Here is a 21,352-nt window from a genome sequence, read left to right on the forward strand (position 1 = left end):
TTTTTTTATGTGCCTTGGAAAATGTAAAACATGTTTGACATTATTATAGGACCATGGTAAATTAAAAATGTAAAACATATTTGACATATGTGAGGTAACGAAATGGAAAACCGGATCAAGGAGCTGCGGAAGTTCAAGGGTTTATCGCAAGAGGATTTGGCTCAGGCTTGCGGTGTCTCGCGTCAGACGATTAACGCCATTGAAAATAACAAGTACGATCCGAGCCTTGTGTTAGCTTTTCAGATGGCTCAAATATTAAGCGTTACGGTCGATGAGCTGTTTGTGTTTCAAGGAAGCCGGCCATAGCAAAATCGCAGTGAATTTTACTACAGGGGGAATCAGCTAATGAAGACTGCACAATTAACAAGATGGAAATGGATACTTGGAGTCGTAATCGGAGCGTTTCTGATTTATATGGGGATACGGACATGGACGAAATACAGCACGGGGGAGCCGGTAACGACTAGTGATTTGATTTCGATCCCGATCTTGCTGATGGCTCTCATGCAGCTGATCACGTGGGGGCTCGACTCCAAAGCGCAAAGGGATGAGATGGGGCGGCAAATCAGTGCGAAAAGCGCCAATATCAGCTACTACATGATGGTCGTTGCTTTGTTTCTGCTCTGGATTGTTGACCGGATCGTCTTTGTGCGCAAGGACGACCTCGGGAATGTAACGTTGTTTTTCGCCTTATGCTTGTCGCTCGTGCTTCAGCCGGTCGTAGAATTTTTCCTCGCGAGACGGTACAAATAAATCGGCCGAGGGTATGACGAAGCCGCTCATGGAAGGATACTTCCTATGGGCGGCTTTGCTGTTAGATAGAAAATGGGCTGTCGCTTGCACATAAAAAAGTTGTATGCGGTCCGCAGCCTACCCACGCCGCAGCGTCAGCACCGTGAGCTCGGGCCGGCAGTTGAAGCGGACCGGGTAGACGGATACGCCGATGCCGCGGTTCGTGTAGACCTGCAGCTTACCGCCGCCGAGAACATAATGTCCGGCAACGTATTTGCGGCCGTAGGCGGGCAGGACTACCGGGCCGAATAAGGGCAGCCGGACCTGGCCGCCATGGCTGTGTCCCGACAGCTGCAAATCGACGGACCGCTTGAGCGCCAAATCAGCGTAGTCGGGACAATGTGCGAGCAGGATGACGCACTCATTCTCCGGCACGTTCTGTAACGTGCGGGGCAGATCGGGCCTGCCGTCCCACATATCGTCGACGCCGCCCAGCCATATGCGCTCCTGTCCCCGTTGCAGAGGGACGGACCGGTTCATGAGCACCGAGAAGCCGCCGTCGGTCAAAATGGAGATGATTTTCTCCGACTCTTTCCCGTAGTAGTCGTGGTTACCGAGAACGGCGCCTTTGCCGAGCGGTGCGTGAAGCCGGGACAATACCTCGACGGTTGGAATTGCGTCGCTGCCGACGGCAGAGTCGTACAGATCGCCGGTAAAGCAGATCAAATCCGGGTTCAGCGCCTGAATACGGCCGGCCAGCCCGGCCAATTGCTCTGACGTGTAATGAAAGCCTAGGTGAACGTCGCTGAATTGGACGATGCGCATTCCGTCGAACGAAGGGGGAAGCCGCTTGAGCGTAATGGTGACTTCGGTTGTTCTCAGCCATCCGGGCTCGGCGTAACGCGAGTACATGTAGCCGGCTGCAGGAGCTAAGGCGAGGCCGGCGACACCATAAATCATTTTTTTCATAAAAGACCGTCTGGATAAGTTCGATGTCATTGGTTTTGCTTCACACTCCGGCGGTTGCCATGCATCTCATCATGGAAATAAATGAATTAAATGAATTTAAAGAATTGGGATCATTCACCATTAATAGACGCTGCCGGCGCTGGATTAGTTGCGCTAAGTCGGCAGCCGATGGATTTTACGGAAGCTGCTTGGGGTGACGCCTTCCTGCTTTTTGAACAGCTTGATGAAATAGCTGCTGTCCTCATAGCCGACTTTGCGGGCGATGTCCTTGATTTCCATAGCAGGCTCCTGCAGCAGCAGTTCCTTGGCCTTGCGCAGCCGGTAGCGCGTCAAGTAGGCGAACGGCCGAATGCCGAGCGCTTGCTGGAACAGCAGGCACGTATGCTGAGGCGTCACGCCGAGCCGGTCGGCCAGCTGCTGGAGGCTGATGGCTTGGTCGTAATGCTCCTCGATGAAGTGGAATGCCGGAGCCAGCTGCTCCGCATGCTGCTTCTTGGAGCGGACCTCGGAGCGGGATGCGTACAGGAATAGGTCGAGCAGCAGCTGGTAGCCGAGCGCCGAGCACTCGGCGCCGCGCAGCGGGTCCTCCGTTTGCAGCAGCGATACGATGTCGTTAATTTTATTCAACGTGATGTCGGGATTGGTCAGGTACAGTACGGCCGAAGCGTCAAAATGCATCGATGCGAGAAGCTCCGCCATGTGAGCCCCGTTGAAGGTCACCCACTTGACGGTCCAAGGCTCTTTGACCGGGGCATAGCCGTGCTTTTCGTTAGGAAGCAGGAACATGCCCTGACCTTTGCTGACGGTGTACGGCTTGCCCCCGACCTCCAGCTGCCCGGAGCCGCTGATCGTCTGGATCCATTGGTAGTCCGGGAAGCCCCTTTCCCGATGCATCGGCTCCTGGTTGCGCCAGCCGCCAGCATTGGTTACATAAACCGGCAGCTTCAAATCGGTCTCCGTCATGATCCCGAATACATTGTAGTCCATTGCGCGCACCGCCTTTTCCTGCTGTGAAAGTTAGATGTGAATATTGTTATATTAACAAGAAAATGATCCGATTGAAATCATACTCCGGAAGATCGTATCCTATGCATATGATCGTATTTGAGGTTGTTCCACTGCTTTATTTTATAACCTATTTGCGAATTGGGGAGGATGAATGGTCATGGCTATTTCCAAAAATGTAAAGCTGCCTCATCTGTTCTACGGTGGAGACTATAATCCGGAGCAATGGCCGGAGGAAGTATGGAAGGACGACATGCGCCTGATGAAAAAGGCGGGCGTCAATATCGTCAGCATCGGCATCTTCAGCTGGGCGGCACTGCAGCCCGGGCCGGATAAGTACGATTTCGCCTGGATGGACCGGCTGATGGACTTGCTTGCCGAGAACGGCATTATGGCCGACTTGGCCACGGCCACCGCTTCGCCGCCGGCATGGCTCGCAAGATTGCATCCGGAATCGCTCCCGGTGGACGAGAACGGGGCGCGCTATGCGCAGGGCTCGCGCCAGCACTATTGCCCGAACAGCAAGGCGTTCCGCCTTTACGGGCAGCGGCTCGTCCGCATGCTGGCGGAGCGGTACAAGGACCACCCGGCGCTGGCCATGTGGCATATCAACAATGAATATGCGTGCCATATTTCGCGCTGCTTCTGCGACGAGTGTACGCTGGAGTTCCGCAATTGGCTGCAAAAGCGCTACGGCACGCTGGACGAGCTGAACGCGCGCTGGGGCACGAACTTCTGGAGCCAGAAGTATTACGAATGGGAAGAGATCGGCCTGCCGGGCAAAACCCCGACATATGCCAACCCGGGCCAGCAGCTCGATTATATGCGCTTTATGTCCGACAGCCTGCTCGACGCTTATTTGGGCGAGTATCGCATCTTGAGGGAGATCACGCCGGAGCTTCCTATCATGACGAACCTGATGGGCGCGCACAAGCCGCTCGACCAGTTCGAATGGGCCAAGCACATGGATGTTATTACATGGGACAGCTATCCGGAGCCGACGGGCGGCATTCCGGTATTCGCTGCCATGCAGCATGATTTGATGCGCGGCTTGAAGGGCGGCCAGCCGTTTATTTTGATGGAGCAGGTCACGAGCCAGGTGAACTGGCGCCAGCAAAACCCGCTGAAACGCCCGGGCGTTATGCGTTTGTGGAGCTACCAGACGGTCGCGCACGGCGGCGACGGCGTCATGTTCTTCCAGTGGCGCCAATCCAAGGCCGGCGCCGAGAAGTTCCACGGCGCGATGGTGACGCACACCGGCGACGAGAACAGCCGCGTCTACCGCGAGGTGGAGCAGCTCGGGCTGGAGCTTCAGCGGCTGGATGCGCTGATCGAATCGCGCGTAGAAGCACAAGTGGCCATCGTCTTCGATTGGCACAACTGGTGGGCGCTCGAGCTCGATTCCAAGCCGAGCCGCGACGTCCTTTACCTCGAGCAGGTAAAGCAGTATTACAAAGCGCTGTTCGAGCATAACGTTGGCGTAGACTTCGTACAGCCTGACGCCGATCTGAGCGGCTATAAGCTGGTGCTCGCTCCGGCGCTGTACATGGTGGCCCCGGGCGTTCAAGCCAACCTGGAATCGTTCGTGCAGGGCGGAGGCACTCTGCTCACGACGTTCTTCAGCGGAATCGTCGACGAGAACGACCGTCTGCATCTAGGCGGCTACCCGGCGCCGCTGCGCAAGGTGCTCGGCATTTGCGTCGAGGAGTTCGACCCGATGCTTCCGGGACAGACGAACGGCATCGCCGTCGAAGGTCTTGGCGAGGCGGATGGACAATACAGCTGCAACCTGTGGGCGGATTTGATCAAGCTGGAGGGAGCGAGATCGCTTGCGAGCTTCACCTCCGACTTCTTCGCCGGATCTCCGGCCGTGACGGAACATGTGTTCGGTGAAGGCAAAGCGTACTATGTCGGCACTCAAGCGGAAGCCGCATTTACGAAGAGCCTGATCGGCCGCATCTTGGCCGATTTGGAGCTGCAGGCGCCGCTGCAGGCGCCGGAGGGCGTAGAGCTTACCGTACGCCGGGCGGCGGACGGAGAGCGCTATGTATTCGCGCTCAATCACAACGCCGCAGCGGCGCAGCTTACGCTGCCGGAGGGCGCGTACACCGATCTGCTGAGCGGCTCCAGCTTCAACGGCTCGTTGGAGCTTGCGGCTAACGGTGTCGTCATTTTGCAGCGCCAAGGATAATCGGCCGATCTGCTTATCCATACCCGGGGATTGAAATTGCCCGCTCCGTTCGGTACACTGTAGCGAGTAACAGGAGGTGCGGAGCATGAAGAAACCGGTGCACGTAAGTATCGAAAGCTTCGCCGACGGACAGCGTATCCGCCAGAATGCGGCGGGAGACTTGTACCGGAAGGGCGACCATTATTATGTGCGGTATGACGAGGCGGACCCGGAGATGAAGGGCACCGTCACGACCATCAAGCTCGAGCAGGACCGGATCCGGCTCGTTCGAAGCGGGACCGTCCGGTCTGAGCTTGTATTTGCCACTGGCCGGGAATGCAGCGGCTCATACGAAACCCCGCAGGGGGTTTTGCAGCTGCAGACAATGACCCGCTCGATAACGTCCGAGCTGATAGACGGGTTGGGCATCGTAGACTGGACCTACGATCTGCTTGTTGCGGGAGAGAAGACGGGAGAGTTCCGCCTTCGGTTGACGATTGCGGAGCTGCCCGCCGCGTCCTCCTAATTCCAAAAAAGAAACCGCCTGGGACTTAAGGTTCCAGGCGGTTTTTCGTATGGGCTTGCACCCGTAGAGCCGATAGGCGTTATTTGACAGCGCCGACCGCCCTCAAGGCATGAATTTCTTTGATTCCCATGCCCGATTTGCTTGCTTTCATAATCAGGCGGGCATTTTTTTGGATGATGGCTTTCACCTGCATCGGCTTTAACCCCGGCTTCCGTGCCAGCATAAGCGCGATGACGCCGGTTACGTGCGATGTCGCCATCGAGGTGCCGCTCAGCTCGTTATATTTGCCGCGCAGCCATGTCGAATACACTTTTTCGCCGGGAGCGTAGATGTCGATTTTTCTGCTCGTATTACTGAAGGGAGCAATGTATCCGCGGCGTGTCGTCGCTCCCACGGCTATGACCTGGGGCAGCCGGGCCGGGTAATCGATGCCTGCTTTGTTGCCTTCGTTACCTGACGAAGCCACGACGATGACACCTGAGTCAAAAGCGTTACGGACGGCCGATTCCAGCGCTTTGCTGTATGTTTTCATTCCGAAGCTCATGTTGATAATATGAAACTGATTTTTGACGCACCAGTCAATGCCGCTAATAATATCGGACACAAAGGCGCTGCCTTGGTGGTCGAACGCTTTGACCGGGTGGATCATCGCTTGCGGGGCTACTCCGATGATTCCGCGCTGCCGGCTGGATGCGGCTATCGTTCCTGCAATATGCGTGCCGTGACCGTTGTCGTCGCTCGGGAGCAGAAACCGGTTCAGCAGATTGATGCCGTAGGACAGGCAATGGCGCAAGTCGGGATGCGAATAATCCGCTCCGGTGTCGATAACGCCGATATGAATGCGGTCTCCTTTCGATTTGCTCCATACTTGCGGCGCACGGATATGTTTGATCCCCCAAGGAATGTTCGGCGTCTTCTCTCTGGATGCTTTACCGCCGATCGGCTGGGTGACCTGGACTGCTTTGGATGCATGAACGCTCATTCGCGTATCCGGTTCAATGGAATGGACAAAAGGAACATCGGAGAGGAGGCCGGGAGTTTGCAGTGTACAGGAGATGGCGTTGATGATGGCTAAGGGCTGTACATCCTGCAGAACGGTCCATGTGGACATCATGCGCTTGATTTGCTCAATGCATGCCGAATATTGTTTTGAATCGGTGAATCGGATGATGTGCTTGCAGTCGGCGTTCTCCGACCCCTTCATCGCTTTATGAAGCCATTTTACGAATGTGGATGGTTTCACGGCTGATCGTCCCCCCCATACTTCGGCCTCTGTAGTCAACAGTTTCTTTATCGTATGTAGAGGGACTTCCTGCGGCATGTGCACATAACCTTTATAAAAATAATTGGGTCGGAACCCGTGTCATACGGGAAACTTGAACATAGGATAAATAGAGAGAATGAAGCGATTCTCTTCGGTGTTCATAAGGGTTGGGGGTGTTGTTCTTCGTCCCCCACGGATACAGTCAAAGGGCGGGGGAACTTATAGTTCCCCCGCCTCTTTCTTTTTTGGCCGGAAGGGTAGACAGCTAGTTGCTTTTTTACATAAAATAAGGTTTACTAAATGAGTATAATGGATATTCTTAGTTAGGACTCTTGTAAAATGTTCGAAGGGATGTGCTTGGATGAGTGCACAGTACACTCTCAAGGTCAATGCGGAGCAAGCCAAAGAAATGCCGATGGTGGACCTTGCATTTGAATTGTTAAAAGCGGCCAATACGCCTTTTTATTATCGGGATCTGATGGCGGAAATCGCCAAAATTAAAGGCCTTTCTGAAGACGATGTTATGAACGTAATCGCTCAACTATATACAGAGATCAACATCGACGGCCGGTTCGCCTGCGTCGGCACCAATCTGTGGGGCTTGAAGCGGTGGTATCCTGTGGAGAAATCCGAAGATGCCGTCGGCAGCGGCAAGCGTCCTCGCATTATCAACGACGAAGACGACGATATGGATGACGAGGATTTGTTCGCCGAGGAAGAAGATACTTTTGCCGAGGAAGAAGACTACGACTCCTTCGACAAAGTGCGTGACGAGGACGACTTCGAAGCGGAAGAAGAAGCCGAGGAAGAAACGGAATTCTTCGAGGAAGACGAAGCGGAAGAAGAGCTTGAGGATGCCGAGCTTGGCGAAGAATCCGACGAGGAATTGGATGAAGAGGCGGAAGAAGATTTCGACGAAGAAGAGGATGACGACGATAAGTAAATCTGATCGTCCACTTTACTTGACAGCGAACATCGATCAGAGTAAACTATTTTTTGGGCTTTTGAAACGTTCGTATCATGACGTATGTCTTGACTATAAAGTGCCCCGCGCAAGTCGGGGGACTTTTTTCTTTTTTATGGGAGTTTTTGGCATGCAGCCCGGCGGATCGTGATGTGTTTATCGCCGAAGTTGCTTACCTTCCGTTTATGGGAACTGATTTCGCGCAATACTATTTATTATTGGAGGGTACTAGACATGACCAAGTATATTTTCGTCACGGGGGGCGTCGTTTCCTCATTAGGCAAAGGGATTACGGCAGCATCGCTCGGAAGGCTCCTGAAAAACCGGGGCTTGAAAGTTACCATTCAAAAATTCGACCCTTATATTAACGTGGACCCGGGAACGATGAGCCCTTATCAGCATGGGGAAGTTTTTGTTACCGACGACGGTGCGGAAACCGACCTCGACTTGGGCCATTACGAGCGGTTTATCGATATTAACCTGTCCAAGAACAGCAATGTAACGACAGGCAAAATCTATTCTTCCGTCATTACGAAAGAACGCCGCGGCGAATATTTGGGCGGTACCGTTCAGGTTATTCCGCATATTACGAATGAAATCAAGGACCGTGTATTCCGTGCCGGACGTGAAGCGCAATCCGACGTAGTCATTACCGAAATCGGCGGTACGGTAGGCGATATCGAGAGCTTGCCGTTCATCGAGGCGATCCGTCAAATCAAGAGCGACATCGGCCGCGATAACGTAATGTACATTCACGTGACGCTGATTCCTTATTTGAAAGCGGCCGGCGAAGTCAAGACGAAGCCGACGCAGCACAGCGTGAAGGAGCTTCGCAGCATCGGCATTCAGCCTCATGTTGTCGTATGCCGCACGGAGCACCCGCTATCCGAGGACATGAAACGCAAGCTGGCTCTGTTCTGCGATATCGACGAGAAGGCGGTTGTAGAGTGTCTGGATGCGGACACTTTGTATGAGGTTCCGATGATGCTTCGCGAGCAAGGCCTCGACGACATCGTGGTGAACCATTTGAAGCTGACGACGAACGAGCCGAACATGACGGAATGGGAAAGCCTCGTGCAGCGCGTCAAGTCGTTGAAGCATACAACCGAAATCGCTATTGTCGGCAAATACGTGGCGCTTCATGACGCATACTTGAGTATTGTCGAAGCGTTGGGCCATGCAGGAATCGACAGCAATACGGAAATCAAGATCCGCTGGGTTAACGCGGAGGAAGTATACGACCACAATGTGGCCGAGCTGTTGAAGGGAGTGCAGGGCGTCCTCGTTCCTGGCGGCTTCGGCGATCGCGGTATCGAAGGAAAAGTGGCGGCCATCCGTTATGCCCGCGAGAACAACGTTCCGTTCTTCGGCATTTGCCTCGGTATGCAGGTTGCCGTTGTCGAGTATGCGCGTTCCGTGCTGAAGCTCGAGGGCGCGAACAGCTCCGAGATCAATCCGACGACGCCGTATCCGGTTATCGATCTGCTTCCGGAGCAAAAAGATATCGAAGACCTGGGCGGCACGATGCGTCTCGGCTTGTATCCTTGCAAATTGACGGAAGGCTCGCTTGCTATGCGCTGCTATGACGACGAGCTCGTATACGAGAGACACCGTCACCGTTATGAGTTCAACAACCAGTACCGCGACGCGCTGGAAGCGGCCGGGCTGAAAATCACCGGTACTTCCCCGGACGGACGTCTGGTTGAAATTATCGAGTGTCCGGACCACCCTTGGTTCCTGGCGGTGCAATTCCATCCGGAATTCACGTCTCGCCCTAACCGTCCGCAAGCGTTGTTCAAGCATTTCGTACAAGCGGCATTTCAAATGAAAAATTAGTCATAGATCACAATCCGACAGCATATTTGATAATCAACACCATGTGCGCTCGTTCTTCACAAACTCCTTTTTTTGTAAACTTTTCAACTTTTCCGCAAATCGAAGCAGGATATTCGCTATTCGTATCGAATTAATCTTGTTAGGACAGTATGGACAGGACGGAAATCCGACAAACATATGATAGCGGAACGAGGAGGTTACCGTATTGAAGAAGAAGCTGCTCATAGTTGATGATCAGAACGGTATTCGAATCTTGTTGATGGAAGTGTTCAGCAGCGAAGGGTATGAAACGTACCAAGCGTCGAACGGAAAGCTGGCTCTGGAAATTGTCAGAACCGCTTCTCCCGATCTTGTTCTGCTGGATATGAAAATTCCCGGCATGGACGGTCTCGACATCCTGAAGCACATCAAGAGCATTGACCCTTCCATCAAAGTAATCATGATGACTGCGTACGGCGAGTTGGATATGATTAAGGAAGCGACGGACCTGGGAGCGATCATGCATTTCACCAAGCCATTCGATATTGACGAGCTTCGTCACGCTGTCAACAATCAATTGAGACTTACAGGCAACAGTTCATACGCAGTGGGATCCTGATATTCAGGGTCTCTTTTTTTTGCTCTGATTTCATGGCAGAAACACTCTATTTTTCTAGCGGAACCATTTTCTGTACAATGAAAAAAGCTGGGGGCTTGGTTATCATTTCATGCTTTATATGATATAATAACCCAGTATGACACAAGAGCGGTCTTCGCACTTAACTCGGTCACTATACAGAACACTAGGAGGAAGAGACACATGCCATTGGTTTCAATGAACGAATTTTTGCCTAAGGCAAAAGCGAACAAGTACGCGGTGGGTCAATTCAACATGAACAACCTTGAATTTGCCCAAGCTATCGTCGAAGCGGCGGAGGAATTGAAATCTCCTTTCATTTACGGCGTAAGTGAAGGAGCGTTAAAGTATATGGGTATCGAATTTACGGTTGCCATTGCTGAAGCGGCTGCTAAGAAATCCGGCCTGCCTATCGCATTGCACCTGGACCATGGAAGCAGCTTTGAAGTAGCGATGAAATGTATCCGCGCAGGCTTCAGCTCCGTTATGTTCGACGGCTCCCACTACTCTTTCGAGGAAAACATCCGTTTGACTAAAGAAGTAGTTAAAGCGGCACACGCAATGGGCGTATCCGTAGAGGGCGAGCTTGGAACTATCGGCGGCGTGGAAGACGATATCAGCGTTGACGAAGAGAATGCAAGCTTGGCTAAACCGGAAGAAGCGATTCGTTTCTACGAGGAAACCGGCGTTGACTGCCTGGCGATTGCTGTTGGTACGGCGCACGGCATGTATGCAGGCGAGCCTAACATCCGCTTCGATATTATCGAGAAAGTATCCAGCGCGATTCCGGTACCTGTAGTTCTTCACGGCGGATCCGGCGTGCCTGACGAAATGATCAGAAAGTCCATTGCAGCAGGGGTTGGCAAAATCAACGTCAATACGGAAAACCAAGTAGCATGTACCGAAACTATTCGCGAAGTGCTGAACAAAGACGCAAAAGTGTACGATCCTCGTAAATACCTCACTCCTGCCCGCAAAGCCATGATTGAAGTAGTTAAATCCAAAATTCAATTGTTCGGAAGCTCCAACCAAGCTTAAGTGTGTTGTTCGGGAAATGCATCGCAAGATGCGTTTCCCTTCATATTGTTTTTTCGATTCATCCTGAATTTAGGTTGATTTCATCTGTTTAGCGCTTTAAAGCAGTCATGTGGGAGGAAGAGGGACGAATGGAGAAATTGATGGTCGCCGGAGGGCGTCCACTGCGTGGGACGGTTCAAATAAGCGGCGCCAAAAACAGCGCGATCGCTTTGATCCCGGCCGCTATATTATCGGAGACGACGGTAACCTTGGATAATTTGCCGATATTGAGCGATGTAGCCATTTATACCGAATTGTTGGAGGAGCTTGGAGCGACAGTCGAATGGAAAGAGGATCAGATGATCATCGATCCGGGCGCGCTGCGGTCGAAGCCGATGCCTAACGGCAATGTCAAGAAGTTGAGAGCTTCCTATTATTTGATGGGAGCGCTGCTTGGAAGATTTGGAGAGGCAACGATCGGATTGCCTGGCGGCTGTAATTTTGAACCGCGTCCGATCGATCAGCATATTAAAGGTTTTGAAGCGCTGGGTGCGCGTGTAAGCACGGAGAACGGAGCCTTACATATACAAGCCAAGGAACTTCGCGGTGCTAAGATTTATCTGGATGTCGTTAGCGTAGGAGCAACTATTAATATTATGTTGGCGGCTTCTCGCGCCAAAGGTGTTACTTTGATTGAAAATGCGGCCAAAGAGCCTGAAATTATAGATGTAGCAACATTATTGAACTCCATGGGGGCCAAAATAAAAGGCGCAGGTACGGAAACGATCCGTATCGAAGGCGTGGATTCTTTGCATGGCTGCCGCCATTCTATTATTCCGGACCGGATTCAAGCCGGCACTTATATGATAGCTGCTGCGGCAACGCGCGGCGATGTAATAGTAGACAACGTCATTCCAAAGCATATGGAGGCTTTGACAGCCAAGCTGCAGGAAATGGGCGTTCATATTTATGAAATGGACGAATCGATTCGTGTCGTCGGACAGCCGTTTTATGAGAGTGTAGATGTCAAAGCGCTCGTGTATCCGGGCTTCGCTACCGATTTGCAGTCGCCGATGGCGAGCTTGTTAACGCAAACCAAAGGTGTAAGCATCCTGACCGATTACGTTTACAGCAACCGGTTCAAGCATATTCCCGAGCTTGTGCGAATGGGTGCGCGGGTTAAGGTGGAGGGGCGTTCCGCCGTCATCGAGGGAAGCATCTTAAGCGCTGCCAAAGTAAAGGCGACGGATTTGCGCGCCGGCGCAGCTCTCGTCATCGCGGGCTTGACGGTCGTCGACGGAGTCACCGAAATCAGCGGAGTGGAGTATATCGACCGGGGCTATGACCGCTTGGTCGCGAATCTATCAGAATTGGGCGCAGAGGTTTGGCGCAAGCAAGAGTAGGCCCGTATAGGCGGTTCCTTTTTGGGTAATGCTAGAAGTTGTTATGACGATAACGGATAGAACAAACTCTCATTCGATACAAAAATGCTAGAGTATATTTCAAAAGCCTTGAAAATATAATAGTTTGGTGGTTGGAAATTATGGATATGCATCTAGCACAACTAGAGGCACTGAAGTTGACGGAATTGTACCAATTGGCCAAAAAGCATCAAATTCCTTATTACGGCCAATTGAAAAAGAAAGAGCTTATTTTTGCCATTTTACGGGCGCAGGCTGAGAAGGGCGGACTTATGTTCATGCAGGGCGTCCTGGAAATTCTCCAGGATGGCTTCGGCTTCCTGAGGCCGATTAACTACTTGCCGAGCTCCGAGGACATTTATATTTCGGCATCCCAGATTCGCAAATTCGATTTGCGCTCGGGTGACCTGGTTTCGGGGAAATGCCGGCCGCCTAAGGAGAACGAGCGGTATTTCGGACTGCTTCATGTAGAGGCCGTGAATGGAGAAGATCCCGTAACGGCTGCGGAACGGCTGCACTTCCCGGCTTTGACTCCTCTTTATCCGCAGAAGAAATTGGTATTGGAAACATCCCCTACGCACTATTCCACACGTCTTATGGATTTATTGGCTCCCGTAGGATTAGGACAACGCGGCTTGATCGTTGCTCCGCCAAAAGCAGGTAAAACGCTGCTGCTCAAGGAAATCGCCAACAGCATCTCGACGAATCATCCGGATATTGAGCTGTTCGTTCTGCTGATCGACGAGAGACCGGAGGAAGTAACGGACATGCAGCGGTCGGTAAAAGGCGAAGTCGTAGCTTCGACCTTTGACGAGCTTCCGGAAAATCATATCAAGGTCGCCGAACTGGTTCTGGAGCGGGCTCAGCGTCTTGTCGAACATAAGAAGGATGTCGTTATTCTGATGGACAGCATCACTCGTTTGGCGCGCGCATACAACCTGGTGGTGCCGCCGACAGGACGTACATTGTCCGGGGGTATCGATCCGGGAGCGTTCCATCGTCCGAAGCGTTTCTTCGGGGCGGCGCGCAATATTGAGGAAGGCGGCAGCCTAACGATTTTGGCTACGGCGCTTATTGAAACCGGTTCTCGTATGGATGATGTGATTTACGAGGAGTTCAAGGGGACGGGCAATTTGGAGCTTCATTTGGACCGCAAGCTGGCGGAACGCAGGATTTTCCCGGCGATCGACATTCGCCGTTCCGGTACGCGCCGAGAGGAAATGCTCTTGACCAAAGAAGAGCTGGATAAAGTATGGGCGATCCGCAAAGGGATGAACGACTCTCACGAATATTTGGAAGCCTTCCTTAAGAAGCTTGCCGACTCCAAGACGAATCAGGAGTTTTTGGATATGCTGGAGAAAAACGGCGGCGGGAACTCGGGCGGGGGCCAGAGCTCCTCGGCGTCTGCATCCTCCTCGTCCTCTTCCTCCAAGAGAGTGAAAAACTCCGCGTCGTAATTCAACTAGATAGGAGCTTTGACCATGAATCTGCTATATGCCGACCGCGACGGGAACGTGTTCGATCATCCCGATTATACAGCGCTCGGCCGCAATGGAGATATGATAACGGACATTATGGAGGAGGAGCTGATTCCGCTGCCGGAAGGGGCGACGCTCGTCAGCCTGCCTTATACAAGACCTGTCGGAATCAACTCGGAAACCGGCGAGATGGAGGTGGTTCCGGGCGATGTCACCGCGGTTGGCGCGCTGCTGCCGCAAGGCTTCACCCGTCTTCTGATCCCGGGGTACGTGAAGTCCGACAAAACGCAGCTGCTTCCGCTCTTCGGCTATACGGCCGCCGTCTGGAAGGACGGACGGTTTTACGTCGCCGCTCACCAGAGCGATGACCCCGAGCGCTGGAATCCGCGCAACTGCGATCCGGACGAGCTGGAGGTGCAGGTCAAGCACTTGCTGGACAAATACAGCGATAATCGGCTGTATCAGCATTTGTCCAATTGCGCTCTCGGGTACGAATGTCTGACGGCGTCGAACACGTTCTTAAACCGGTGGGAGGGAGCGGTTCCCGTATCGTTCTCCTGTAACGCGGGCTGCTTCGGCTGTATTTCCGAACAGCCGGACGACAGCGGGTTTCCTGCTCCGCAGACCCGGATGAATTTCAAACCGACCGTGGACGAAGTAGTTCAGGTCATGCTGGAGCATTTGCAGACGCCGGACAGCATTATCAGCTTCGGCCAAGGCTGCGAAGGGGAGCCTTCGACACAGGCTCCGATCATCATTGAGGCTATGCGCAGAGTGAGACAGCAAACGAGCATGGGCTTCATCAACATTAATACGAACGCCGGATTGTCGGATCATATCCGGGGGATTGTGGACGCCGGACTGGATCTGATGCGTGTCAGCACGATCAGCGCATTGGACGATCATTACAACGCCTACTACAAGCCCCGCGGCTACACGTTGAAGAACGTGGAGAAATCGCTTCGGTATGCAGCTGATAAGGGAGTATATACTTCCATTAATTACTTGATCTTTCCGGGCGTAACGGACCGGGAGGAAGAGATCGAGGCGATGATCGAGTTTGCGCGGCGGACCGACTTAAAGCTGATTCAGCTCCGCAATCTGAACATCGACCCCGAGAGCTACTTGAACCTGATTCCGAAGCCGCAAGGCGAGCTGCTCGGCATGAAGCAAATGCTGGAAATATTCCGCGAGGAGCTTCCCGGCGTTGTTTTGGGCTCGTATACTCATACTCCCGAGGATTTGATCAGGCTCAAAAACAGCTTGCGTTGACTATAGGCAACATGCTATAATGCTCGCATGTGTGTATTTAATAACTCTGATTCACATGGTGTTTCAGGGCAAAAGAGGTGAAAGCAATGAAAGAAGCAATCCATCCTACGTACCATAACACAACGGTTACTTGCGCTTGCGGCAATACGTTTGAGACTGGCTCCATCAAGCAAAACCTGCGCGTGGAGATTTGTTCCGCTTGCCACCCGTTCTTTACCGGTAAACAAAAATTCGTTGATGCCGGCGGTCGCGTTGATAAATTTAAAAAGAAATACGGCATCTAATCGATTGCCGGTTTCCAGACGTTTTACAGCATAAACAAGCCTCCTGTGGCTATCCTAAGAACAAAGTTGCAGCCTGAATCGGTTAACCGGTACAAGCTCAGCAACCAGGCTTCTTAGTATAGCTTGCAGGAGGTGTTTTTGTTATGAAAGCCAAAATTGCTTTGCTGCTTCTGCTTACTGCTTCTGCGGCTTGCATGGGGACGGCATGCCAGAAGCAGGATGGAATCAAAGCCAAATCGTATTCCCGGGACGGGTTGCTGGGACTATCCGACGTAAATCCGAATATGCCCATGAGTCCGACGTACCATAATTACAGGGCCGATACGCAGCTGATGAAGGACACTCTTCAGCCGATACCGAACATTACCGGCTCGACCATCAACATGAATGGGCCAATCGCAACGGTTCGCATCAAAGTACGGCCGGATTTGACGGACGAACAGGTGGCCGCCGTTCAGAAGGAAGCTTCCGAGAAGCTAACGCATGCAATGCCTCGCTATACCGTTAAAGTATCCGTATCGCGGTAATTATTGTTATAGGTTGATATTTGTCCTGTTATCGTCTATACTTATCTTTGCCGTGCTAGACGGGGAGGTAGCGGTGCCCTGTAACCCGCAATCCGCTATAGCGGGGTTGAACGCCTATTCGCGGTATTGCGATGTAAGGCTTGGGTTTTAGAATCGGTGTTGAGAGTCGGGTCCTCCGCAATGGATGCATGTGAATCTGGTCAGGTCCGGAAGGAAGCAGCCATAAGCATGAGTTTCCATGTGCCGGAGGGTGGCCTAACTTGAGCCGAGACTAAAAATTCCACTTGGATCGTAATATCAAGGTAGGTGCACGGTATTATTTTTTTTACTTGAGAATGGACGCGCGAACACTGTCGATCGAGCCGCAGAAGGCCGAAAGACGGTGTTTTTTTGCGTTTAGAGAAGGAAAATGAAAAATTTAGGAGAATTGTATACTAAAGTTAACTAGGACAAGTCAGGGTATTTAGGAGGTGGCACGTTGCAGCGGGGGTTGAATTTGCTACAGCAATTCGCCGGAACTTTTATCAAGGATGTCAATCTGGGAGTTATTCTCATAGATACGGATTTTAAATTGATTGATATCAGTGACATGGCGTGCCGAGTGCTCGGTCTGGTAAAAAAGGATGTACTTGAGAAGCCGCTGGACTACATTTTTGCGACGCTTCCGGCAGAGCATCAAATGGTGCAGCGCAGCATTTTGGACGGAGTGGTAGTGCGTAATCATGCTTTATCGTGGACGAACAACGAGGAACGTTACGAGCTTCTGCTCGATTCGAACGTGCTGCGCGATGACGACCATCAAATTGCAGGCGCATACATCATATTCAAAGATGTAACCAATCTTCGTTCTCTGGAGGAGCAGGTGCAGAGAAGCGACCGTCTGGCCATGATCGGACAGATCGCGGCGGGAACAGCACATGAAATCCGCAATCCTTTGACTTCGATCAAGGGGTTTCTTCAGGTGCTTCGTAAAACGCTTTCGGAGCAAGGACTGGAGCGGGAATGCGGTTATACGGACGTCATGCTGACGGAGATGAACCGGATCAACGAGCTGGTCAATGAGTTTTTGCTGCTCAGCAAGCCCAAGAACGTATCGTATACCTCTGTCCATTTATCCCAAGTGGTAAGAGATATTTTGCCTATAATAAATAATGAAGCGATTCTACATGGGGTCATCGTACAATGCGAGCTTTCAGACCAATTGCCTATGGTGATAGCAGATAGGGAGATGTTGAAGCAGGTATTTTTGAACATATGCAAAAATGGCATCGAAGCCATGGGCGACGGAGGCCGGTTGACCATAACGGAAAGGGTGGACCCTGAGGAGCGAAAAGTAAATATCGAAATTCATGACACGGGACCTGGTATCCCGCTGTTTGTCATTGATAAAATATTCGACCCGTTTTTTACAACGAAGGAAGAAGGAACCGGACTGGGCCTATCGATATGCCAGCGGATTATCCATGATATCGGCGGACATATCCGTGTCTCCTCGAAAGGCTTCGGCACGACCTTCACACTGAGCATTCCGTTTCCATGAAGATGGAGGGCACTTCATTTCAACCATACATCTGTAGTATAATAGACTGGATAAACAATGGTTGGAGAGGAAGCTATGGCACATATCGCATTATACCGAGCGTGGAGACCGCAGGCATTCCGGGAAATCGTAGGTCAAAAGCACATCGTCCAAACCTTGCAAAACTCGCTTCGCGAAGGCCGCTTTACTCATGCCTATTTGTTTAACGGTCCGCGGGGAACGGGGAAGACGACGGCTGCGAAAATATTGGCTAAAGCCGTCAACTGCTTGAACGGTCCGTCTGAGGAGCCGTGCAACGAGTGCGGCAATTGCATTCGCATCACGGAAGGCGCCGTTATGGATGTAGTAGAGATCGATGCGGCTTCCAATCGGGGCGTTGAAGAGATCCGCGATATTCGCGACAAGGTTAAATACGCTCCTACCGAGGTTCGGCACAAGGTGTACATCATTGACGAGGTGCACATGCTGACGACCGAGGCGTTTAACGCTTTGCTGAAGACGTTGGAGGAGCCTCCTGCCCACGTCATGTTTATATTGGCGACCACCGAGCCGCACCGAATTCCGGCAACGATCATTTCCCGTTGTCAGCGCTTTGATTTCCGGCGTGTATCGCTGGATGAGCAGGTTGAGCGCCTGCAGCAAGTGTGCCGGGAGGAACAGATCGAGGCCGAGGACGACGCGGTACGGCTCATAGCGAGATTGTCTGACGGAGGCATGCGCGATGCGCTTAGCTTGCTGGATCAGATTCGGGCTTTCTCCGACAAAAGAATCACTTACGAGGACGTTGTGTCCATTACCGGCGGGATGGCAGGGGAACAGTTCGAGAAGCTTGTACATGCGATTAAACGCAGAGATGTCGGCACCGTATTGAAGCTGATCGATGACTTCATGCAGGAAGGCAAGAGCGCTGACAAGTGCATGGAGAGCTTGTTGTACTATTTCCGCGACTTGCTCATGGTCAAAATGGTTCCGGGCTCCCAGGCCGTAACGGATCGGATTATCGATATCCGGCCGTTTGCCGAGGTGGCCGAATCGTTCACCGTGCAAGAGCTGATCTCGATGATGGATACGTTGAACTATTATCAGACGGAAATGAAATATTCCGTGCAGCCTCAAACGCTGCTTGAGGTTGCCATGATGAAGCTGTGCAGCTCCCCTGAAGGGGAACGGGCGGCTGCCGTGAGTACAAGGGCCGCGGATGCAGCGCCGGACGGACTTGTATCCCAGCTGACCGGGCGTATTCAGCGGCTGGAGGAGCAGATAGCCCAGCTTCTCAAGCAGGGAGTGGCTCCGGCTGCTTCGAGTACAGGTCACGGAGGAAGCTCCAGAGCGCCGGCGGTTCCCGTTGCGATCAAGAAGATCGAGAAGCTGGAAGGCTATTTGTCCGTGAAGGATAGCGACGAGACGAGGGCTGCCATGCAGCGCTGGAGTCAAGTGCTGGGCCGGGTCAAGGAGCAGAAGATTACGATCCATGCCTGGCTTGTGGACGGCGAGCCGGTATCCGTGTACGACGGTGCGCTGCTTGTTGCCTTCAAAAGCTCCATGCACCGGGAAACCACCGAGAAGCCGGCGAACAAGCAGCTTATCGAGCAGGTTATGAACGAGGTGCTGGGCAAGCCGCTTCGATTGATCACGATCATGATGAGAGATTGGAAGGCGGCGGCAGATCAATCCGTATCTGTCGAGAGCAAGAAGGAAGAGCTCAAGCTCGTTCCCGAGGATGAGCCGGCTGCTGCGAAGGAAGAATGGATTCACGAGGCTATCCAAATGTTTGGCGAAGATTTGGTGAAAATAAAAGAAGATTGATTACGAGGAGTGTTTACAAATGAACAACATGAACCAAATGATGAAGCAAGTGAAGAAAATGCAGGAGCAAATGCTGAAGACGCAAGAGGAGCTTGCGCAAAAAACGATCGAAGGTACAGCCGGCGGCGGCGTAGTTACCGTTACCGTTAACGGTCAAAAGAAAGTAACCGGTATCGTCATCAAGCCTGAAGCGGTTGATCCGGATGATGTAGAAATGCTGCAGGATCTTGTTCTGACTGCTATCAACGATGCAATGAATAAGGCTGAAGAGATGGCTAATAAAGAAATGTCCCGCTTGACCGGCGGCATGAACATTCCTGGACTGTTCTAATAGAAACGCGAAAGTCTGGTTGAAATTCAAAGTGTAAGGAGCTACTTCCTTGTTTTATCCCGAACCGTTAGCGAAACTGATCGATGCCTTCTCCCGCCTTCCCGGTATCGGGCCTAAGACGGCGGCGCGGCTTGCTTTTCATGTGCTGCGAATGAAGGAAGACGATTGTATCGATTTTGCCAAAGCGTTGGTCAATGTAAAACGGAACTTGCACTACTGTTCCGTATGCTGCAACATTACCGATACGGATCCATGCCGAATATGCCAGGACAAGAGCCGGGATCATTCCGTGATTTGCGTCGTACAGGAACCGAAGGATCTTGTGGCTATGGAGAGAACCAAAGAATTTAATGGCTACTATCATGTGCTTCACGGCGCTATCTCGCCAATGGAGGGCATTGGGCCTGATGAAATACGTATTGCCGATTTGCTCAAACGGCTGTCCGACGAGCGGGTACAGGAGCTTATTCTAGCTACGAATCCGAACATTGAAGGGGAAGCTACAGCTATGTACTTGTCCCGGCTCGTGAGGCCGTTTGGATTGAAAGTGACCCGTATTGCCCACGGGCTTCCGGTTGGCGGAGATCTAGAGTATGCAGATGAGGTAACGCTGACCAAAGCTCTGGAGGGCAGAAGGGAATTATAGTAATGGTTCTAACAAGAGTCGTGCGTGAAACATTCGTTGTTTCCTGCACGATTCTTTTTTTTGCGCTTCAGCCCCTGGCGAGAGTTCTATTAAAGCGAAATGGAAGATATATATAGCGTATAGGACAAACTTCAGGAGGGGACTTGAATGAAGTTATGGCACAGGTTGACGGGAGCGCATCGGAAGCAGCAGGAGTTATTGAAGAATGAGGGGCTGCAGCTGTTGATGGAAATCGAAAAGGCCCACAGCGAGTGGGTCAATGCACAGCAGCGGCTGGACTATGTAATAGAGAAGGAGCAAATCGACTACGCGGTGTATGCGATGGAAGCGGCGGAGAAGCGGTTCGAAATGCTGATCAAGCAAGCGAAAACAATGAATCTGTCTGCCATAGACGTGTACCGGGGGAGGGCAATGGGAGGCTGATGATTAAACAATACATATTATGGGGCATATTGATTGGATCCGGTGTTCTTCTCTTATTTACTCTGTTCCGTCAAAAAAGCGCCTTCCAGTGGATAGGGTATTTTTGCTTGCAGGTTGCTTTTGCAGCGTTTTTGTTATATATTTTAAATCTGTTCGGGCCATATACTCGTCTGGAAGTGCCGCTGAATGCAGCTACGGTCGGTACGGTAAGTGTCCTGGGCGTGCCCGGTTTGCTAATGCTTATCGCCCTGAAATTGTGGGTGATTTGATGTATGCCACAGCAATCCAAAGATTATTTCAAAAAAAACTTGCAATAGTGGGCTGATATGTGGTATATTAAAAAAGTCGCCGCTAAAAGCACTGAGAAATAGGGTGCGAAGGTGATAAACGGAAATGATTGTCCTTTGAAAACTGAACAACGAGTGAGTGATAAATAGAGAATGCAAATTCTCGCTAGCATTGAATTTTGAGCTTAAGACAAGCTCTGTTATACGGTCGCTTCGGCGACACTTTAATGGAGAGTTT

General features: G+C 51.9%; 22 protein-coding genes and 1 other RNA gene. 20 read left to right on the forward strand and 3 right to left on the reverse strand.

What is annotated here, in order from left to right:
• The first annotated feature begins 102 nt into the window (after positions 1-102).
• Positions 103-306, forward strand: coding sequence for a helix-turn-helix transcriptional regulator (locus tag ACFQ88_RS28185; protein WP_239630840.1), 204 nt, complete (start codon positions 103-105; stop codon positions 304-306).
• 39 nt (positions 307-345) lie between these two features.
• The gene (locus tag ACFQ88_RS28190; RefSeq protein WP_379459419.1) at positions 346-753 is read left to right on the forward strand and encodes a hypothetical protein; all 408 of its coding nucleotides are present in this window, start codon (positions 346-348) and stop codon (positions 751-753) included.
• A gap of 117 nt (positions 754-870) precedes the next feature.
• Here ACFQ88_RS28190 and ACFQ88_RS28195 read toward each other — a convergent pair whose 3' ends face one another.
• A complete protein-coding gene (locus ACFQ88_RS28195; protein ID WP_379459421.1) occupies positions 871-1,701 on the reverse strand; it encodes a metallophosphoesterase in 831 nt (276 codons plus the stop codon).
• 153 nt (positions 1,702-1,854) lie between these two features.
• Positions 1,855-2,688: an AraC family transcriptional regulator gene (locus tag ACFQ88_RS28200; protein ID WP_239630843.1), complete on the reverse strand. Its 834-nt coding sequence runs from the start codon at positions 2,686-2,688 to the stop codon at positions 1,855-1,857.
• 178 nt (positions 2,689-2,866) lie between these two features.
• Between ACFQ88_RS28200 and ACFQ88_RS28205 the strand changes: the two genes are divergently transcribed.
• Together ACFQ88_RS28205 and ACFQ88_RS28210 are read left to right on the forward strand one after the other, a co-directional pair.
• Positions 2,867-4,897, forward strand: a complete 2,031-nt coding sequence (locus ACFQ88_RS28205) for a beta-galactosidase (protein ID WP_379459423.1) — start codon at positions 2,867-2,869, stop codon at positions 4,895-4,897.
• 85 nt (positions 4,898-4,982) lie between these two features.
• Complete coding sequence (locus ACFQ88_RS28210) at positions 4,983-5,402, forward strand: YwiB family protein (RefSeq protein WP_239630845.1); 420 nt, start codon at positions 4,983-4,985, stop codon at positions 5,400-5,402.
• Between the two features lie 79 nt (positions 5,403-5,481).
• Here ACFQ88_RS28210 and ACFQ88_RS28215 read toward each other — a convergent pair whose 3' ends face one another.
• Entirely contained in the window at positions 5,482-6,645 is a 1,164-nt protein-coding gene (locus ACFQ88_RS28215; protein WP_239630846.1) for a S8 family peptidase, read from the reverse strand.
• A 382-nt stretch (positions 6,646-7,027) separates the two neighbouring features.
• Here ACFQ88_RS28215 and rpoE point away from each other — a divergent pair, with 382 nt between their 5' ends.
• The 16 genes from rpoE (at position 7,028) to ACFQ88_RS28295 (ending at position 21,096) form a co-directional block, all read left to right on the forward strand.
• Positions 7,028-7,609, forward strand: coding sequence for a DNA-directed RNA polymerase subunit delta (rpoE, locus tag ACFQ88_RS28220; RefSeq protein WP_239630847.1), 582 nt, complete (start codon positions 7,028-7,030; stop codon positions 7,607-7,609).
• A 255-nt stretch (positions 7,610-7,864) separates the two neighbouring features.
• Entirely contained in the window at positions 7,865-9,466 is a 1,602-nt protein-coding gene (locus ACFQ88_RS28225) for a CTP synthase (protein ID WP_379459427.1), read from the forward strand.
• 205 nt (positions 9,467-9,671) lie between these two features.
• Positions 9,672-10,064, forward strand: a complete 393-nt coding sequence (locus ACFQ88_RS28230) for a response regulator (protein ID WP_239630849.1) — start codon at positions 9,672-9,674, stop codon at positions 10,062-10,064.
• Between the two features lie 201 nt (positions 10,065-10,265).
• Positions 10,266-11,120 (forward strand): class II fructose-1,6-bisphosphate aldolase, encoded by an 855-nt coding sequence (gene fba / locus ACFQ88_RS28235; RefSeq protein ID WP_239630850.1) that lies wholly within the window; start codon positions 10,266-10,268, stop codon positions 11,118-11,120.
• 128 nt (positions 11,121-11,248) lie between these two features.
• Positions 11,249-12,502, forward strand: coding sequence for a UDP-N-acetylglucosamine 1-carboxyvinyltransferase (locus ACFQ88_RS28240; RefSeq protein WP_239630851.1), 1,254 nt, complete (start codon positions 11,249-11,251; stop codon positions 12,500-12,502).
• 140 nt (positions 12,503-12,642) lie between these two features.
• Complete coding sequence (gene rho / locus ACFQ88_RS28245) at positions 12,643-13,977, forward strand: transcription termination factor Rho (RefSeq protein WP_239630852.1); 1,335 nt, start codon at positions 12,643-12,645, stop codon at positions 13,975-13,977.
• Positions 13,978-14,001: 24 nt separating this feature from the next.
• Positions 14,002-15,270 (forward strand): radical SAM family protein, encoded by a 1,269-nt coding sequence (locus ACFQ88_RS28250; protein ID WP_239630853.1) that lies wholly within the window; start codon positions 14,002-14,004, stop codon positions 15,268-15,270.
• Positions 15,271-15,356: 86 nt separating this feature from the next.
• A complete protein-coding gene (rpmE, locus tag ACFQ88_RS28255; RefSeq protein ID WP_079911082.1) occupies positions 15,357-15,554 on the forward strand; it encodes a 50S ribosomal protein L31 in 198 nt (65 codons plus the stop codon).
• Between the two features lie 143 nt (positions 15,555-15,697).
• Positions 15,698-16,081, forward strand: coding sequence for a hypothetical protein (locus tag ACFQ88_RS28260; protein ID WP_239630854.1), 384 nt, complete (start codon positions 15,698-15,700; stop codon positions 16,079-16,081).
• A 50-nt stretch (positions 16,082-16,131) separates the two neighbouring features.
• An RNA gene (ffs, locus tag ACFQ88_RS28265) (signal recognition particle sRNA large type) lies at positions 16,132-16,395 on the forward strand.
• A gap of 164 nt (positions 16,396-16,559) precedes the next feature.
• Complete coding sequence (locus ACFQ88_RS28270; protein WP_239630855.1) at positions 16,560-17,621, forward strand: ATP-binding protein; 1,062 nt, start codon at positions 16,560-16,562, stop codon at positions 17,619-17,621.
• A gap of 75 nt (positions 17,622-17,696) precedes the next feature.
• Complete coding sequence (dnaX, locus tag ACFQ88_RS28275) at positions 17,697-19,427, forward strand: DNA polymerase III subunit gamma/tau (RefSeq protein ID WP_379459432.1); 1,731 nt, start codon at positions 17,697-17,699, stop codon at positions 19,425-19,427.
• Positions 19,428-19,446: 19 nt separating this feature from the next.
• Positions 19,447-19,758: a YbaB/EbfC family nucleoid-associated protein gene (locus ACFQ88_RS28280; protein WP_079911078.1), complete on the forward strand. Its 312-nt coding sequence runs from the start codon at positions 19,447-19,449 to the stop codon at positions 19,756-19,758.
• Positions 19,759-19,807: 49 nt separating this feature from the next.
• Positions 19,808-20,404, forward strand: coding sequence for a recombination mediator RecR (gene recR, locus ACFQ88_RS28285; RefSeq protein WP_239630857.1), 597 nt, complete (start codon positions 19,808-19,810; stop codon positions 20,402-20,404).
• Positions 20,405-20,551: 147 nt separating this feature from the next.
• A complete protein-coding gene (locus ACFQ88_RS28290; RefSeq protein WP_239630858.1) occupies positions 20,552-20,827 on the forward strand; it encodes a DUF2508 family protein in 276 nt (91 codons plus the stop codon).
• Positions 20,827-21,096: a pro-sigmaK processing inhibitor BofA family protein gene (locus ACFQ88_RS28295; RefSeq protein WP_379459435.1), complete on the forward strand. Its 270-nt coding sequence runs from the start codon at positions 20,827-20,829 to the stop codon at positions 21,094-21,096. Before ACFQ88_RS28290 ends, ACFQ88_RS28295 begins: the two co-directional genes overlap by 1 nt.
• The last annotated feature ends 256 nt before the right edge of the window (positions 21,097-21,352 follow it).

This window comes from Paenibacillus sp. NPDC056579, assembly GCF_042793215.1.
In the GTDB taxonomy this organism is placed as follows: domain Bacteria; phylum Bacillota; class Bacilli; order Paenibacillales; family NBRC-103111; genus Paenibacillus_S.